The organism is Streptomyces sp. NBC_00647, from assembly GCF_045207245.1.
In the GTDB taxonomy this organism is placed as follows: domain Bacteria; phylum Actinomycetota; class Actinomycetes; order Streptomycetales; family Streptomycetaceae; genus Streptomyces.
In genome coordinates this window covers 2818455-2833714 of the sequence record NZ_CP109040.1, presented here as the reverse complement: position 1 = coordinate 2833714, position 15260 = coordinate 2818455, and the positions used below count along the sequence as shown (strand labels likewise).

At 72.9% G+C, this 15260-nt stretch carries 15 protein-coding genes; 8 read left to right on the top strand and 7 right to left on the bottom strand.

Features of this window, described 5'->3' with window-relative positions; translation table 11 throughout:
* Nucleotides 1–167 precede the first annotated feature (167 nt).
* The 6 genes from OG788_RS12490 to OG788_RS12465 form a co-directional block, all read right to left on the bottom strand.
* Nucleotides 168–923: an SDR family oxidoreductase gene (locus OG788_RS12490; RefSeq protein ID WP_406370736.1), complete on the bottom strand. Its 756-nt coding sequence runs from the start codon at nt 921–923 to the stop codon at nt 168–170.
* Between the two features lie 15 nt (nt 924–938).
* Nucleotides 939–2753 carry a glycoside hydrolase family 15 protein gene (locus tag OG788_RS12485; RefSeq protein ID WP_406370734.1) on the bottom strand — a complete coding sequence of 605 codons (1815 nt, stop codon included), beginning with the start codon at nt 2751–2753 and terminating at the stop codon, nt 939–941.
* 102 nt (nt 2754–2855) lie between these two features.
* Entirely contained in the window at nt 2856–3647 is a 792-nt protein-coding gene (locus tag OG788_RS12480; protein ID WP_406370732.1) for an SURF1 family protein, read from the bottom strand.
* 90 nt (nt 3648–3737) lie between these two features.
* Nucleotides 3738–3971: a hypothetical protein gene (locus tag OG788_RS12475; RefSeq protein ID WP_078943477.1), complete on the bottom strand. Its 234-nt coding sequence runs from the start codon at nt 3969–3971 to the stop codon at nt 3738–3740.
* Between the two features lie 77 nt (nt 3972–4048).
* The gene (locus tag OG788_RS12470; protein WP_351537632.1) at nt 4049–5050 is read right to left on the bottom strand and encodes a DEDDh family exonuclease; all 1002 of its coding nucleotides are present in this window, start codon (nt 5048–5050) and stop codon (nt 4049–4051) included.
* A 243-nt stretch (nt 5051–5293) separates the two neighbouring features.
* On the bottom strand, nt 5294–5911 hold the full coding sequence (locus tag OG788_RS12465; RefSeq protein ID WP_406370730.1) for a TetR/AcrR family transcriptional regulator: 618 nt from the start codon (nt 5909–5911) through the stop codon (nt 5294–5296).
* A gap of 123 nt (nt 5912–6034) precedes the next feature.
* Here OG788_RS12465 and OG788_RS12460 point away from each other — a divergent pair, with 123 nt between their 5' ends.
* The 8 genes from OG788_RS12460 (at nt 6035) to OG788_RS12425 (ending at nt 13867) form a co-directional block, all read left to right on the top strand.
* The gene (locus tag OG788_RS12460; RefSeq protein WP_351537638.1) at nt 6035–6832 is read left to right on the top strand and encodes an acetoacetate decarboxylase family protein; all 798 of its coding nucleotides are present in this window, start codon (nt 6035–6037) and stop codon (nt 6830–6832) included.
* Nucleotides 6832–7716, top strand: a complete 885-nt coding sequence (locus OG788_RS12455; RefSeq protein WP_406370728.1) for an SDR family NAD(P)-dependent oxidoreductase — start codon at nt 6832–6834, stop codon at nt 7714–7716. Before OG788_RS12460 ends, OG788_RS12455 begins: the two co-directional genes overlap by 1 nt.
* 9 nt (nt 7717–7725) lie before the next feature.
* On the top strand, nt 7726–9009 hold the full coding sequence (locus tag OG788_RS12450) for an amidohydrolase family protein (protein WP_406370726.1): 1284 nt from the start codon (nt 7726–7728) through the stop codon (nt 9007–9009).
* The gene (locus tag OG788_RS12445) at nt 9006–10238 is read left to right on the top strand and encodes an amidohydrolase family protein (RefSeq protein WP_406370725.1); all 1233 of its coding nucleotides are present in this window, start codon (nt 9006–9008) and stop codon (nt 10236–10238) included. Before OG788_RS12450 ends, OG788_RS12445 begins: the two co-directional genes overlap by 4 nt.
* Nucleotides 10239–10371: 133 nt before the next feature.
* Nucleotides 10372–11082 carry a VIT family protein gene (locus OG788_RS12440; RefSeq protein WP_351537650.1) on the top strand — a complete coding sequence of 237 codons (711 nt, stop codon included), beginning with the start codon at nt 10372–10374 and terminating at the stop codon, nt 11080–11082.
* A 121-nt stretch (nt 11083–11203) separates the two neighbouring features.
* Complete coding sequence (locus OG788_RS12435; RefSeq protein WP_406370723.1) at nt 11204–12115, top strand: sterol desaturase family protein; 912 nt, start codon at nt 11204–11206, stop codon at nt 12113–12115.
* Complete coding sequence (locus OG788_RS12430) at nt 12112–12783, top strand: lysoplasmalogenase (protein WP_406370721.1); 672 nt, start codon at nt 12112–12114, stop codon at nt 12781–12783. The genes OG788_RS12435 and OG788_RS12430 overlap by 4 nt, the downstream gene beginning before the upstream one ends.
* Nucleotides 12784–12823: 40 nt before the next feature.
* Complete coding sequence (locus OG788_RS12425) at nt 12824–13867, top strand: zinc-dependent alcohol dehydrogenase family protein (RefSeq protein WP_406370719.1); 1044 nt, start codon at nt 12824–12826, stop codon at nt 13865–13867.
* A gap of 94 nt (nt 13868–13961) precedes the next feature.
* Here the strand turns inward: OG788_RS12425 and OG788_RS12420 are convergent, their stop codons facing one another.
* Nucleotides 13962–15008: a CopD family protein gene (locus OG788_RS12420; RefSeq protein WP_406370718.1), complete on the bottom strand. Its 1047-nt coding sequence runs from the start codon at nt 15006–15008 to the stop codon at nt 13962–13964.
* Nucleotides 15009–15260 lie beyond the last annotated feature (252 nt).

Genomic DNA, 15260 nt, shown 5'->3' with positions numbered 1-15260 from the left:
CCGGGCAGGCTTGCCCGCTCCCGGTCCGGCCTGGAGATACTCCTCCCGCTCGCGGGACGGCCCCGCAGGCTCGTCCGCGTCCGGGCGGGCGCCTGCTGGGCCCACCGCCGCCGGGCGGGCGGTCCCGGCCGGCCCGCCTGCCTCCGGGGCGGGCCCGGTGGACGGCTCTAGAACCCGCTCCGCATGCCGCCGTCCACCGGCACCATGATGCCCGTGAGGTAGGACGCCGCGGGGGAGAGCAGGAACGCGGCCGTGCGGCCGAACTCCTCCGGGGTGCCGTAGCGGCGCAGCGGGATGCGGGACTCGTTGACCGCCCGGGTGGCCTCGGGGTCGGCCGACAGGCCGTCCAGCTCGCGGACGCGGTCCGTGTCGATGCGGGACGGCAGCAGGCCGACGACGCGGATGCCCCGCGGGCCCAGCTCGTCCGCGAGGGACTTGGCGAAGCCCGCGAGCCCGGGACGCAGACCGTTGGAGATGGTCAGCCCGGGGATCGGCTCGTACACCGAGCCGGAGAGCACGAAGCCGACGACACCGCCCTCGCCGAGCTCCGCGGCGGCCGCGCGGGCCAGCCGCACCGCGCCCAGGAAGACCGACTCGAACGCCGCCGTCCACTGCTCGTCGGTGTTGTCCGCGACGAACCCGGGCGGCGGTCCGCCGACGCTGATCAGGATGCCGTCGAAGCCGCCGAAGTGGTCACGGGCGGCGGCGATCAGCCGGGCCGGGGTCTCGGGGGCGGCGTTGTCGGCCGCGATCCCGACCGCGTTCGCGCCGAGCGCGGCGGCGGTGCCGGCCGCGCTCTTCCCGTCGCGTCCGGTGACGATCACCTTCGCGCCGTCGGCGACGAGTTCACGCGCGGCGGCGTTGCCCAGGCCCCGGGTGGCTCCCGTGACGACGTACACACGATCCTTCAGTCCAAGATCCATGGCCCCCATCCTTCCCTATCCCGGTGGTGTGCCCCCTTCCGCTTCCCCCGACTTGTCGACGCCGAACAGGCTGAGGGCGGACACCACGAGGCCGATGTGGCTGAAGGCCTGCGGGAAGTTGCCGAGCTGGCGGCCCGCGACGGGGTCGTACTCCTCGGACAGCAGCCCCACGTCGTTGGTGAGGTCGAGCAGCCGTTCGAACAGCTCGCGCGCCTCCCGCGTACGGCCCGTCAGGTGCAGCGCGTCCACGAGCCAGAACGAGCAGACGACGAACGTGCCCTCACCGCCCGGGAGCCCGTCGACACCGGTCGTCGCGGCGCTGTAGCGGCGCAGCAGGAAGCCGTCGGGGGCGAGTTCCGCGCGGACCGCGTCGATCGTGCCGACCACCCGGGGGTCGTCGGGCGGCAGGAAGCCGACGCGCGGGATGAGCAGCAGGGCGGCGTCCAGCTCGGGCGAACCGTAGGACTGTGTGAACGTGTTCCGGCCGGGGTCGAAGCCGCGCTCGCACACCTCCCGGTGCACCTCGTCGCGCATCGCCCGCCAGCCCTCCAGATCGCCGTCGAGCGACGGGTCGTCCTCCAGGGTGCGCACGGCGCGGTCGGCGGCCACCCAGGCCATCACCTTGGAGTACACGAAGTGCCGGCGTGGGCCGCGCACCTCCCAGATCCCCTCGTCCGGCTGCCGCCAGGCGACCCGCAGGAATTCCATCATGGCGCACTGCACCCGCCACATGTGCGGCCTGGACGGCAGGCCCGAACGCCGGGCGAGCGACAGCGAGTCGATGACCTCGCCGTACACGTCGAGCTGCAACTGCTCGACGGCGCTGTTGCCGACCCGGACGGGCGAGGAACCGGCGTAGCCGGACAGCCAGGGGATCTCGTACTCCGGGAGCCGGCGTTCTCCCGAGAGGCCGTACATGATCTGCAGAGCGGACGGGTCGCCCGCGACCGCGCGCAGCAGCCAGTCGCGCCAGGCCTCGGCCTCCTCGTGGTAGCCGGCCGAGAGGAGCGCGCCGAGGGTGAGCGTGGAGTCGCGCAGCCAGCAGTAGCGGTAGTCCCAGTTGCGGACGCCGCCGAGTTCCTCGGGCAGCGAGGTGGTGGGGGCGGCCACGATGCCGCCGGTCGGCGCGTAGGTGAGGGCTTTGAGGGTGATCAGGGAGCGCACGACGGCATCCCGGTGCGGCCCGTCGTAACGGCAGCGCGCCGCCCACGCCCGCCAGTCCTGGACGCTGGTCTCCAGCGCCTCGAAGGGATCGCAGAGCGGCGGCCGCGGCCGGTGCGAGGGGTGCCAGGTCAGGACGAAGGCGACCTTCTCGCCGGCCGCCACGGTGAACTCCGAGTGCGTGCGGAAGTCCTGGCCCCAGGTGTGCACGGGCGGCTCGCTGCGCAGCCACACCGAGTCCGGCCCCGCGACCGCCACCCGGTGGCCGCCGGAGCGGCGCATCCACGGCACGACCGAGCCGTAGTCGAACCGCAGCTGGAGCAGACTGCGCATCCGTACCCGGCCGCTGACTCCTTCGACGACGCGTACGACATCGGGGGCGTGCTCGCGCTGCGGCATCAGGTCGGTCACCCGGACGGACCCCTCGGCGGTGTCCCACTCGGTGTCGAGTACCAGCGTGTCCGGGCGGTACGAGCGCCGGGTGCACGAGTCCGCCCCCTCGGGCGCGATCCGCCAGTGACCGTTGTCCTCGTCGCCCAGCAGGGCCGCGAAACAGGCCGCCGAGTCGAAGCGGGGCAGACACAGCCAGTCGACGGAGCCGTCGCGGCCCACCAGAGCGGCGGTCTGTTCGTCCCCGATGAGCGCGTAGTCCTCGATGCGTCGGTGCACGGAGGACGGGTTCCCGACCTGGGCGACGGCCAATCGGGCCGCCGGAGTGGCGCGAGCGGGGACGGAGCTGGTACCCCGCGCCCGTGGGGCCCGTGCCCCGGGTCACACCGCCGCGGGTTCCGCCTCCGGCGCGGTCTGCGCGGCCGCGGCCTCCGCCCGGTCGCGGCGCTCGCGACGTACCAGGATCACCCAGCCGACGGGGATGCCCGCGGAGAACAGCCACCACTGGATCGCGTACGCCATGTGGGGGCCGATGTCGCCGTGCTCGGGGTCGGGGATCAGTTCGGGGGAGCCGCCCTCGGACTCCGGCGCGGTCTGCTCGATGTAGCCGCCGAGGACCTGCTTGCCCAGCCGCCGTGCCTGCTGCTCGCTGCTGATCAGCATGACCTGACGGTCGGGCAGACCCTGGACGTTCTTGATGCCGCTGTCGGCGGTCGTCTGGTCGGCCATCAGTCGGCCGGTGACGGTGATCTCGCCCTGGGAGGGGGCCGGGATCCTGGGGAAGGCGGTCTGTGCGCCGTCGGCCGCCACCCAGCCCCGGTTGACCATGAGCACGCGGCCGTCGGCCAGGACGAACGGGGTCAGGACGTGGTAACCGACCTCGCCGTCGGAGTTGGTGCGGCGGCGGACGACCTCTTCGTGCGCGGTGTCGAAGTGCCCCTTCGCGGTCACCCGGCGGTACAGGTCGTCGTGCCGGACGCGCTGTCCCGGCGCGGTGAGCGTCTCCGCGGGTACCGGCTTCGCGGCGAGCGAGTCGGAGATCACCTTGTTCAGGGCGACCTTGTGCTCGTGCCGGTGCAGTTGCCAGAAGCCCAGCTCGATCATCGTCGGGATGAGCGCGAGGGCCACGAGGGTGAGGATCACCCACTGCCGGGACAAGAGGAAGCGGTACACCCCATTGACGTTACTCGGCACGATTCGGCCCTCGACGGGAGGGTCCCGCCGAGGGCCGGATCGATGCCCCGTCCCGGGCCCTGCCGGGACTCAGACCTTGTCGACGATCCCCGCCTTCCCCTCCGCGCGGGCGCAGTGCGCGCCGCAGTACCAGTGGCCCTCGACCTCGACGCCCTGGCCGATGACCTGGACGCGACAGTGCTCGCAGATCGGGGCCATCCGGTGGATCGCGCAGGAGAAGCAGTCGAAGACATGCACCGCGCCCTGCGCGTGCACCTCGAAGGTCATTCCGTAGTCATTGCCGCATACTTCGCATCTCGCCATGCGCCACAGGGTGGGGTGCCGGGGCGGTGCGGGCGAGCGGGTGACGGGCGAGTCGCCCGTCAATCACCCGTACGTCGTCACCCCTCCGACGCGGGTTCGACGTCCCGCAACAGTTGTCCGAACGCCGCCTCGTCGATCACCGGTGTCCCGAACTGCTTGGCCTTGACCACTTTCGACGTGCTGGAGTCCGGGTCGTTCGTCACCAGGAGGCTGGTGAGCCGGGACACGCTCGTCGCGACATGCAGTCCGGCTTCGATGGCCCGGTCCTCCAGCAGCTCGCGATCGACGGACGTGTCCCCGGAGAACGCGACCCGCATGCCCTGTTTGAGTGGTTTGTCCGAGTCGTACCGGCCTGGGTTGGGATGGGGGCATGCGGGGCGCTTGCGGGAGGGGCGCCAACTCCCCGACGGGTAGCCGCCGGACGCGAAGCTCCCGGAGGACTGCCGGCCGATCCGTGGCGCCGCGGCGCTGTCGGACCACTCCTTGAGCGGCCGGCACTCGAGGAGCGGCAGGCGCACGCCGTCGCGCGCGGCGGCCCGCAGGCTCGGCCGGAACGCCTCGGCCAGCACGCGTGCGTCGTCCAGCGCGTGGTGCGCCCGCTGCTGCACGACACCGAAGTGCGCGGCCAGCGACTCCAGCTTGTGGTTGGGCAGGGGCAGGCCCAGTTCCTTGGAGAGCGCGATGGTGCACAGGCGCTGGCGCACCGGCGCCTCGCGCTGCGCGCGCGCGTACTCCCGCGCGATCATGGACCAGTCGAAGACCGCGTTGTGCGCGACCAGCACGCGGCCGTCGAGCCGAGCGGCGAATTCCTCGGCGACGTCCTGGAAGAGCGGTGCCCCTTCGAGCATCTCGCTCGTCAGTCCGTGGATCCACACCGGACCCGGGTCCCGCTCCGGATTGACCATCGTGTACCAGTGGTCCTCGACCTCGCCGCGGGCGTCCAGCCGGTAGACGGCCGCGGAGATTATCCGGTCGTCGCGGGCCAGCCCTGTGGTCTCCACGTCAACGACCGCGTATCCCTGCGGATACGCGGCCGGCCAGGAGGCTGGGGACGCTGCGGTCGTGAGGTCTTCGAGCATGGTCAATGAGGATACGGGCCATGACTGACACTCCCGCTGCCGCCTTCCCGGTTCCGGGAGCCGGTCGGCGCCGCCACCGGGGCACGCGCGCGTGGACGCACCCAACCGCTCCGCCGGTCGCCGAGTTGACGCCGGGGGCGCGCGGACACCGGCCCCCGCTCCCCGTTCCGCCGGTGCGCCTGCTTCCGCTCCCCGTACCGCCTGCTTCCGTCGCCGTGGCCGCTCGTGACCCGCGGGGCCGGGTCAGGGTGCGAGCAGGGCGTCCACCAGGGCCCGCACCGAGGTCGTGAACAGCCTCTCCGGGTCGACCGGCCGGGCCAGCGCCCGAGCGAGGCCCGGATCGTCCTCCGCGGTCAGCGCGTCCCACAGGTCCTCCTCGCCGGGCCGCTGCAGGGGCGATCGCTCCCGGTTGCGTTCGACGAGAACGAAGCCGACGACCTGGAACTGCACCGCGCGGACGACCTCGGCGGCCCGCGCACCGCGCAGTCCCGCCGCGTGCACCTCGCGCACCAGCGCCTGCTGCGCGGGCAGGAACATGCGCTCGGTCAGCCCGCGTTCGTGGACCATCGCGACGAGATGCGGATGGTCGCGCAGCTGTCGGCGCAGGGCGCGGGCGACCGAGACGACGCGCAGGGCGGGTGTGCGCCCGGTGGGGCGGATCTCGCCGAGGTCGGCGACCGTGCGCTCGACGAGGGCGTCGAGCAGCGACTCCCGGTTGCCGACATGCCAGTAGATCGAGGTGACCGCGGTGCCCAGCTCGGCGGCGAGTCCTCGCATCGTCAGGGCGTCCGGGCCGTGCCGCTTCACCAGCCCGGCGGCGGTCTCCAGGACCTCGTCCCGCGTGAGTGCCGGTCTTCCCATGGTGCTCCCAAGTCCGTGTCCGCACGCGTATTTACCCTTCGCCGACTCTGCTGTAACTCTGTTACAGGCGCCAGTGACGGACCATCAGAAACCTGTTGTGTCTCCGGTGAAGGGCGGTACGGCATGGCACGAGTGAGGTACGGCGCGCGGACCGAGGCGGAGATCGCCGCCGCGCGTACCGCGAGCTCCAAGCTCCCCGACATCTGGTCCACCGGTGTGGTGGCCGTCTGGGAGAGCGACCCGGACGCGGTCGCGGCGGTCCTGCCGCCCCCGCTGAAACCCACCGCACGGCCCCTGGTGCGGGTCAACATCAGCAAGGTCGATCTGCCCGGATACCCGCTGGGAGCAGGCTCGTTCGCCGTCGCGGCCGCGCACGACGACGTCGAGGGCTGGTATCCGCTGGTCATGCCGATGACCCACGAGCGTGCCCTGATCGGCGGCCGCGAGGTCTTCGGAGAGCCCAAGAAGCTCGGCGAGGTGACGGTCGAGCGCGACGGTCTCGTGGTGCGCGCCGCGCTCGCCCGGCACGGCATCGCCTTCGTCGAGGTGCGCGGCGCGGTGAGCGGGGCCCTGCCGTTGCCCGAGCCCGCGCAGAAGACCGACTTCTACTTCAAGTTCCTTCCCGCGGTGGACGGTTCGGGCTTCGACGCCGACCCGGTCCTCGTGCACTGCGTGCGCAACGAGAAGGTCCGCAAGCTGGAGCGCGTCACCGGGGACGTCGTCCTGCGGGAGTCGATGTACGACCCGGTCGCCGATCTGCCCGTACGCCGGCTGCTGGAGATCACCCTCGGCGAGAAGACCACCGACCAGAAGGGCCGGGTCGCCGAACGCGTCAGCGGCCGGGCCCTGTTGCCGTACATCCACCAGCGCTACGACGATCCGCGGCAGATTCTCGACGGGCCGCCCGAGGGGAGCGTCTGATGGAGCTCCGCGCAGGGCAGGTCGCCGTCGTCACCGGCGCGGCGAGCGGTATCGGGCTCGCGATGGCACGCCGGTTCGCGGCGGACGGCCTGAAGGTGGTTCTCGCCGACGTCGAGGAGGGCGCCCTGGAGAAGGCCGCCGGGCAACTGCGCGAGGACGGCGCCGACGTCCACGCGCGCGTGGTGGACGTCGGGGAGCGCTCCGAGGTCGTCGCGCTCGCCGAGGACGTGTACGGCACCTACGGCGCGGTGCACGTCCTGTGCAACAACGCCGGGGTCGGCTCCGGTGCCGAGGGCCGCATGTGGGAGCACGACCCGAACGACTGGAAGTGGGCCTTCGCCGTCAACGTGTGGGGCGTCTTCCACGGCGTCCAGGCGTTCGTGCCCCGGATGATCGCCGGGGGCGAACCGGGCCACGTCGTCAACACCTCGTCCGGCGACGGCGGGATCGCCCCGCTGCCCACCGCCTCCGTGTACGCCGTCACCAAGGCGGCCGTGGTGACGATGACCGAGTCGCTGTACGCGCATCTGAAGGCGGAGCACGCGCGCGTCGGGGCCTCCGTGCTGTTCCCCGGACCCCACATGCTCCGCACGGGTCTGTGGGAGTCGCACCGCAACCGGCCCGCGCGGTACGCGAAGGCACGGCCCCGGAAGACCCCGTACCGCAGCCTCGCCCAGTGGGAGGCCGCGATGGAGCAGGCGGGCCACGACGTGCGGTTCACCCCCGTCGAACAGGTCGCCGACCTCGTCGCCGAGGGGATCCGCGAGGACCGCTTCTGGCTGCTGCCCGAGAGCGAGCACAGCGACGGCCAGATCCGGGCGCGGTCGCAGTCGATGCTCGACCGGGCGAATCCGTCGTACCTCGAAGACTTCATCCTCGACTGAGGGGGCGCGGTGAACGAACAGGACCCGTATCTGATCATCTCCTCCGACTGCCACGCCGGACTTCCCACCGAGGAGTACCGGCCCTATCTGGACCCCCGCTTCCACCGGGACTTCGACGAGTTCCTCGCGGGCCGCGACCGGCGCCGCGAGGAGATGACCCGCCTCGGCGTCCGCAACGAGGCGTTCGCGGACAAGTGGTTCCACGACAACGAGGAGGGACTGCGCGGCGGTTGGGACACCGCGCAGCGCCTCAAGGAGCTGGACGGCGACGGGGTGGCGGGCGAGGTCGTCTTCCCCGACGCTGACGCCGTGGACAGCCGGACCGCCGCGCCGTTCGGCGTGGGCCTCGGCCTCTCCGGCGACCAGGATCCGGAACTCGGCATGGCGGGCGCCCGGGCGCACAACCGCTGGCTCGCCGACTTCGTCTCCCAGAACCCCGAACGGCACTGCGGGGTCGCGCTGTTGCCGGTGACCGGCGAGACGGGGCGCGTCGTCGCGGAGGTGTACCGGGCCAAGGAGTCGGGCCTCGGCGCCCTGATGATCCCCTCCATGTGGGTCGACAAGGAGCCTTACCACGACCGCCGTTACGACCCCGTGTGGGCGGCGGCCGCCGAGTGCGGGATGCCCGTCGTCACCCACTCCGGCGCGGCACCGCGGCACGAGTACGGCGACCACCTGGGGATCTACGTCTCCGAAGTCACCTGGTGGCCCGCGCGCCCCCTCTGGTTCCTGCTCTGGTCGGGGGTCTTCGAGCGGCACCCCGGACTCCGGTTCGGCGTCGCGGAGTCCGGCTGCTGGTGGCTGCCCAACCTGCTGTGGTTCATGGACCGGCTCTACCTCGGCGCGCACGGCGGCAAGAAGCTGTCGCCCTTCGCGGAGCTGAAACGGCCCCCGCACGAGTACCTCGACCGGCAGGTCTTCATCTGTGCGACCAACACCAAGCGCCGCGAACTCGCCCAGCGCTACGAGATCGGCGTCGACAACATCCTCTGGGGCAGCGACTTCCCGCACCCCGAGGGCACCTGGCCCGACACCCGCGCCTGGCTGGCGAAGACCTTCCACGACATCCCGGTGGCGGAGACGCGCCGCATGCTGGGCCTCGCGGCGGCCGAGGTCTTCGGCTTCGACCTCGCCGAACTGGCGCCGCTCGCCCGGCGGATCGGCCCCACGCCGGCCGAACTGGGGCAGCAGCAGGACCAGTCGGCGGTCGAGGCGTCCTGGGCGCGCTCGCGCGAGGTGGGCCGCCACTGGCTGACGGACCACGACTTCCCCGTGCTGGGGGTGAACCCATGACCGCCGAGGACCGCTACACCGTCATCTCCGCCGACTGCCACGCCGGCGCCGATCTCCTCGACTACAAGCCGTACTTGGAGCGCCGGTACCACGACGACTTCGACGCCTGGGCGGCCGGCTACGTCAACCCGTACGAGGACCTGCTCGCCGACACCGCCGACCGGAACTGGAACTCCGGCCGGCGCGTCGCGGAGCTGGAGGAGGACGGCATCGTCGCCGAGGTGGTCTTCCCGAACACCATCCCGCCGTTCTTCCCGTCCGCCGCCCTGATGGCACCGGCCCCCACGGCGCAGGAGTTCGAGCGGCGCTGGGCGGGGCTGCGGGCTCACAACCGCTGGCTCGCGGACTTCTGCGCGGCGGCGCCCGGCCGGCGCGCGGGCGTCTTCCAGATCCTCCTGAACGACGTCGACGAAGCGGTCGAGGAGATCCGCCGGTCGGTGGACGCCGGCCTCCGCGGCGGTCTGCTGCTGCCCGGCACGCCCCCCGGGTCGGGCCTGCCCGAGCTGTACTCGTCGGCGTACGACCCGATCTGGGCGGCCTGCGCCGAGCTGGGCGTCCCGGTGAACCACCACGCGGGCTCGGCCTCGCCGCCGCTCGGGGACGAACCGGCGGCCCGGGCGGTCTTCATGGTGGAGACGACCTGGTTCTCGCACCGGGCGCTGTGGCACCTGGTGTTCGGCGGCGCGTTCCGCCGCCACCCCGGACTGCGACTGGTGCTGACCGAGCAGGGATCGGGCTGGATCCCCGGTGTGCTCGACATGCTGGACTACTACCACGGGCGGCTGGTCGCGGCGGTCGGCAAGGCGTCCACGGCCGAGTCGAAGTTCGGCGCGGGGCTGGCCGCGGCGATGGGCGAGAGGCCCTCGCGGGTCTGGCGCGACAACTGCTTCGTCGGCGCCAGCTTCATGCGCCCCCACGAGGTACCGCTGCGCGACCGCATCGGCCTGGACAAGATCATGTGGGGCAGCGACTACCCGCACGACGAAGGCACCCACCCCTACACCCGCGAGGGCCTGCGCATCTCGTACGCGGGACTGCCCCGCGCGGAGATCGCGGCCATGGTCGGCGGCAACGCGGCCCGCGTCTACGGCTTCGACCTGGCGTATCTCGACGAGATCGCCGCGAAGGTCGGCCCCACGGTGGCCGAGATCGCCGAACCGCTGGACACCCCGCCCGCCGACGCGACGAGCCCGGTGTTCGCGAGAGGAGGCTCGGTGCGTGTGTGGTGAGCGCCGCGGCGGCCGTCCCCCGGTGAAGTGCGGCCCGGGGGAGTGCGGTTCGGTGGCCTCCGGGCGCTGTGCGGCCGGGGGAATCGCCGGGTCGGTGCGGCGTCGGCCGTGCCCCGGGTGCGATCCTCCCCGTGTGACGGAACCGACGCACGACGAGGCCCACGGCGGCACGCTCGGCTCGCGGCTGAACTGGCTGCGGGCCGCCGTCCTGGGCGCCAACGACGGCATCGTCTCCACCGCGGGACTCGTCGTCGGGGTGGCCGGCGCCACGAGCGACCGTGCGGCGCTGTTCACCGCGGGCCTCGCGGGACTGCTCGCGGGGTCGATGTCCATGGCGGCGGGCGAGTACGTGTCCGTCTCCACCCAGCGGGACTCCGAGCTGGCGGCCCTGGCCACGGAGAAACGGGAGCTCAAGGAACAGCCGGAGGCCGAACTGGAGGAGCTGACCGAGCTCCTGGAGCAGCGCGGCCTGTCCCGGGAGGTGGCCCGCGAGGCGGCCGAACAGCTCACCGAGCGGGACGCGCTGAAGGCCCACGCCTCCGTGGAACTGGGCATCGACCCCGACGACCTGACCGATCCGTGGCACGCGGCCTGGGCGAGCTTCCTCGCGTTCACCGCCGGAGCGCTGCTGCCGCTGCTGGCGATCGTGCTGCCGCCGGCCGGCCTTCGCCTCGGCGTCACCGTGGTCTCGGTGCTGGCCGCGCTCGCCCTCACCGGCTGGAGCAGCGCACGGCTGGGCTCGGCGGATCCGCGGCGCGCGGTGCTGCGGAACATGGCCGGGGGGGCGCTTGCCATGGCGGTGACGTACGCGGCCGGAGCCCTGCTCGGAGCGGCGGGGGTGTGAGGGCGGGCCGGGCGCCGGACGGCCTTTGGCGGAGATCACCAAGAAGCAAGCGCGTACCGGCGGTAATACTTGTCGGTAACAGCCCCTGGTCGCAGCCGACCAGCGCATCTACGGTTCACCCATGCCGAACCTGCCCGACGTCGTGCTGTGGTCGATACCCGCCTTCATCCTGCTCGCCGTGATCGAGATGGTGAGCGTCCGGATCCATCCCGACGACGATGCCGCGGGATACGAGACGAAGGACGCCGCGACGAGCGTCGGCATGGGACTCGGCAGCCTCGTCTTCGACTTCCTGTGGAAGATCCCGATCGTCGCGGTCTACACGGCGGTCTACGAATTGACGCCCCTGCGGGTCCCCGTCCTGTGGTGGACGATCCCGCTGATGCTGCTCGCGCAGGACTTCTTCTACTACTGGGCCCACCGTGGCCACCACGTGATCCGCGTCCTGTGGGCCTGCCACGTCGTGCACCACTCCAGCAGGAAGTTCAACCTCACCACCGCGCTGCGCCAGCCCTGGACGGGCTGGACGTCCTGGCCCTTCTACGTCCCGATGGTCGCCCTCGGTGTCCACCCGGCCGCCCTCGCGTTCTGCTCGTCGGTGAACCTCGTCTACCAGTTCTGGATCCACACCGAGCGCATCGACAGGATGCCGCGCTGGTTCGAGTTCGTCCTCAACACCCCGTCGCACCACCGCGTCCACCACGCCTCCCAGGGCGGCTACCTGGACCGCAACTTCGGCGGCATCCTCATCCTCTGGGACCGGCTCTTCGGATCGTGGGTCGCCGAGACCGAGCGGCCCGTCTACGGGCTCACCAAGAACATCACCACGTACAACCCCCTGCGCGTGGCCACCCACGAGTACACCGCCATCGCCCGGGACGTGCGGGCTGCGGGGAGCTGGCGGGAGCGCGCCGGGCGGGTCCTCGGCGGGCCCGGCTGGCAGCCCGCCGCGCCTTCCGGGGCGCGGACCCCGGCCACGGAGCCCGCCCCGCCGTCCGTCACGCAGGCACCGGCCACGGAGCCCGTCGCGTGACCCCACGTCTCGCCCGCCCCCTGCTCGTCGCCTTCGCTCTCGCGACAGCGGTGGACGTCCTCTCCCTGGCCGCCGGGTACGACGCCGGGCACACGGTCGCCAAGCCGCTCCTGATGCCGCTGCTCGCCGTGTACGCGGGTGCGCGCGGCGGACCCCGGCTGCTCGTGGCGGCCCTGCTCCTCGGCTGGTGCGGCGACCTGGCGCTCATGTCCGACGCCGACCTCGCCTTCCTCGTCGGCATGGCCTCCTTCGCGGCGGGGCACGTGTGCTACCTCGTGCTCTTCCGGAGAACGGCACGCGTGCGGAGCGCATGGCTCCTCGGCGCGTACGCCACCGCCCTCGTCGCCCTCGTCGTCCTCCTGTGGCCCGATCTGCCGGCCGGCCTCCGCGTCCCCGTCGCGGGCTACAGCCTGCTGCTGACCGCGATGGCGTACGGCGCCACGCGGCTCGGTCCCGTCGCGGGGCTCGGCGGCGCCCTCTTCATGCTCTCGGACACCCTCATCGCCACCGGCGTCGCCGGCTGGCCGCAGCTGCCGAACGCGGACTTCTGGATCATGTTCACCTATGCCACGGCCCAGTTCCTGCTGGTCCGAGGCGTGCTGAGCCCCCTCGGCGCGCGACGCGCGCCGAGGGCGGCGTACGGTGAGATGCGCTCAACCACCCCCTGAGCGCATCTCACCGACGCTCCGCACGAGAGGGACCCTCGCCATGCGCGCCACCACCATCCACGCCCCGTACGACATGCGCGTGGAGGACGTCCCCGAGCCCATGGTGCAGCTGCCGACCGACGCGATCGTGCGGGTGCTGCGGTCCTGCATCTGCGGCAGCGACCTGTGGGCGTACCGCGGCGAGGCGGCCCGGCAGCCGGGGCAGCGGATCGGGCACGAGTTCCTCGGCATCGTCGAGGAGACGGGCTCCGCGGTGAGCGGCGTCCGACGCGGTGACCTGGTGGTCGCGCCCTTCATGTGGTCGGACGGCGTGTGCGAGTACTGCCGTGACGGACTCACCACGTCGTGCCGGCACGGCGGCTTCTGGGGCTCCGTCGGCTACGACGGCGGCCAGGGCGAGGCCGTGCGCGTTCCCTTCGCCGACGGCACCCTCGTACAGCTGCCCAAGGAGGCGGCCTCCGACGACCACCTGCTGTCCGCGCTGCTGACGCTCTCCGACGTCCTCGGCACCGGCCACCACGCGGCACTCGGCGCGGGTGTCGTCAAGGGCTCGACGGTCGCCGTCGTCGGCGACGGGGCCGTCGGACTGTGCGCCGTGCTCGCCGCCCAGCGGCTCGGCGCCGAGCGGATCATCGCGCTCGGCCGCCACCAGACGCGTACGGACATCGCCCGTCGCTTCGGCGCCACGGACGTCGTCGCCGAGCGCGGCGAGGCGGCCGTCGAGGCCGTGCGCGAACTGACCGGTGGCCAGGGCGCGCACTGCGTCGTCGAGGCGGTGGGCACCGAGCAGTCCATGCGTACGGCCGTGAACATCACCCGTGACGGCGGCGCCATCGGCTTCGTCGGAGTGCCTCACGGCAGCGGTACGGGTCTCGACCTGGGCGTCATGTTCGACCGCAACATCGCCCTGCGCGGCGGAGTCGCCCCCGTGCGCGCGTACATCCCCGAGCTGCTGCCCGACGTCCTGGACGGGACCATCGACCCCTCGCCGGTCTTCGACCTGACCATCGGCCTGGAGAGCGTGCCCGAGGGCTACAAGGCGATGGACGAGCGGACCGCGCTGAAGGTCCTCGTCACCCACTGACGCAGGGCGCCGGCCCCCGCGTGCTCACCGTCCGGTGGTGGGAAGCCCTCGGCGGACTCACCACCGGACGGGCGGGCACCGGCCGGCCCGGGACTCACCACCGGATGGGCAGCGGCAGCGCCGTCAGCAGGCCCGACACCGCGACGACCATGCCCAGCGCCACGACCTCCGCGCGCGCGGGGGAGCGGGCGGCGACCGGGTCTCCCGCGCGGCGCAGCCGCAGTCGTGCCCAGAGCGCCAGGACGGCGACGGCGGCCACGAGGAGGACCTTCGCGAGCAGGGCGCGCCCGTACGCCGTCGACGTCAGCTGGTCCACGATCGTGCCGGGCGGCATCCGGCGCAGCGCGCTCCAGACGCCCGTGGCGGTGATCGCCGCGAACAGAACGGCCGCCACGCGCGCGTAGAGCCCGAGCAGCGCGGCACCGGCCGGTGAACTCCCGTCCGCCCCCGGCCCTTTGGCGACGTCCGGCGCGGCCCGCCAGCCGCCCAGCAGCCGCAGGACGTGCAGCAGACCGCCCGCCCACAGCGCCGCGCACGTCATATGGACGAGCGTCAGGGCCGAGCCGACCGGCGTACCGTGCTCCGTCGCGGGATGCGCGCGCAGCGCCTCCGCCAGCACCACCGCGGCCAGCGGCCACACCTGGGCGGCCGGCCGGCGTGACCGGGCGCAGAGCCAGGCCACCGCGAACGCGTTGACCTCCAGGAGCGCCAGTCTGCCGTCCCGGGTCTGGTAGAGGCCGCCCACGTCCATGTCGGAGAGACGACGCGGCAGCAGATTGCCCGTCGCCACGAGCGAGGCCAGGCCCAGCGCGACCACGAACCCGGCGGCGGCCGCGTACACCGCCCAGCTGCGCGGCGCCTCCACCCGCGGCGCACCGGGCACCCGGCGGGCCAGCCGGGCCGCGAACAGTTCCCCCGCGGGGACGCAGAGCGCCGCGAACAGCACCGTCCGCAGCAGGGCGATCCCACCGGTGGCGGGCGCCGCGGCCTCTCCGGTGTCCGTGAGCGCGGCGCTCGGGCCGAGCAGCGGGATCAGGGCCGCGACGGCCACCAGGCCGAGCACGGCGACGGCCCGGCGGGTGGCCTGCCGTCGCTCCGCCCCGCTCGCGTCCGCCGCCTCGGCGGCCGTCGGTCGTGTCAACGTCGCCCCGCGATCCTCGTCAGCCGTCACGTATCCGGGCAAGTCACCGTAGCCCGTGCGGCGTTCGAGAACGAGCGTGCGAGGAAAGGGCTTCGCCGCCTGAGGTGACAACGGCGCCGCAGCCCCCGCACCCCGACCGGCCCTCACTCTGGTCCGACTCGGCGTCCAGGCCGCCGTGTTCGGCCCGACCGCGCGGGCCCGACCGCACCGGCCCGGTACACCGGCACCCGGTCCGGCGCCGCAGTGCGTGGC

Coding starts and splice junctions, on each gene's coding strand:
- OG788_RS12465 (WP_406370730.1), bottom strand. CDS start 5,911: ATGGGAAGACCGGCACTCACGCGGGACGAGGTCCTGGAGACCGCCGCC.
- OG788_RS12460 (WP_351537638.1), top strand. CDS start 6,035: ATGGCACGAGTGAGGTACGGCGCGCGGACCGAGGCGGAGATCGCCGCC.
- OG788_RS12425 (WP_406370719.1), top strand. CDS start 12,824: ATGCGCGCCACCACCATCCACGCCCCGTACGACATGCGCGTGGAGGAC.
- OG788_RS12490 (WP_406370736.1), bottom strand. CDS start 923: ATGGATCTTGGACTGAAGGATCGTGTGTACGTCGTCACGGGAGCCACC.
- OG788_RS12470 (WP_351537632.1), bottom strand. CDS start 5,050: ATGCTCGAAGACCTCACGACCGCAGCGTCCCCAGCCTCCTGGCCGGCC.
- OG788_RS12475 (WP_078943477.1), bottom strand. CDS start 3,971: ATGGCGAGATGCGAAGTATGCGGCAATGACTACGGAATGACCTTCGAG.
- OG788_RS12455 (WP_406370728.1), top strand. CDS start 6,832: ATGGAGCTCCGCGCAGGGCAGGTCGCCGTCGTCACCGGCGCGGCGAGC.
- OG788_RS12435 (WP_406370723.1), top strand. CDS start 11,204: ATGCCGAACCTGCCCGACGTCGTGCTGTGGTCGATACCCGCCTTCATC.
- OG788_RS12445 (WP_406370725.1), top strand. CDS start 9,006: ATGACCGCCGAGGACCGCTACACCGTCATCTCCGCCGACTGCCACGCC.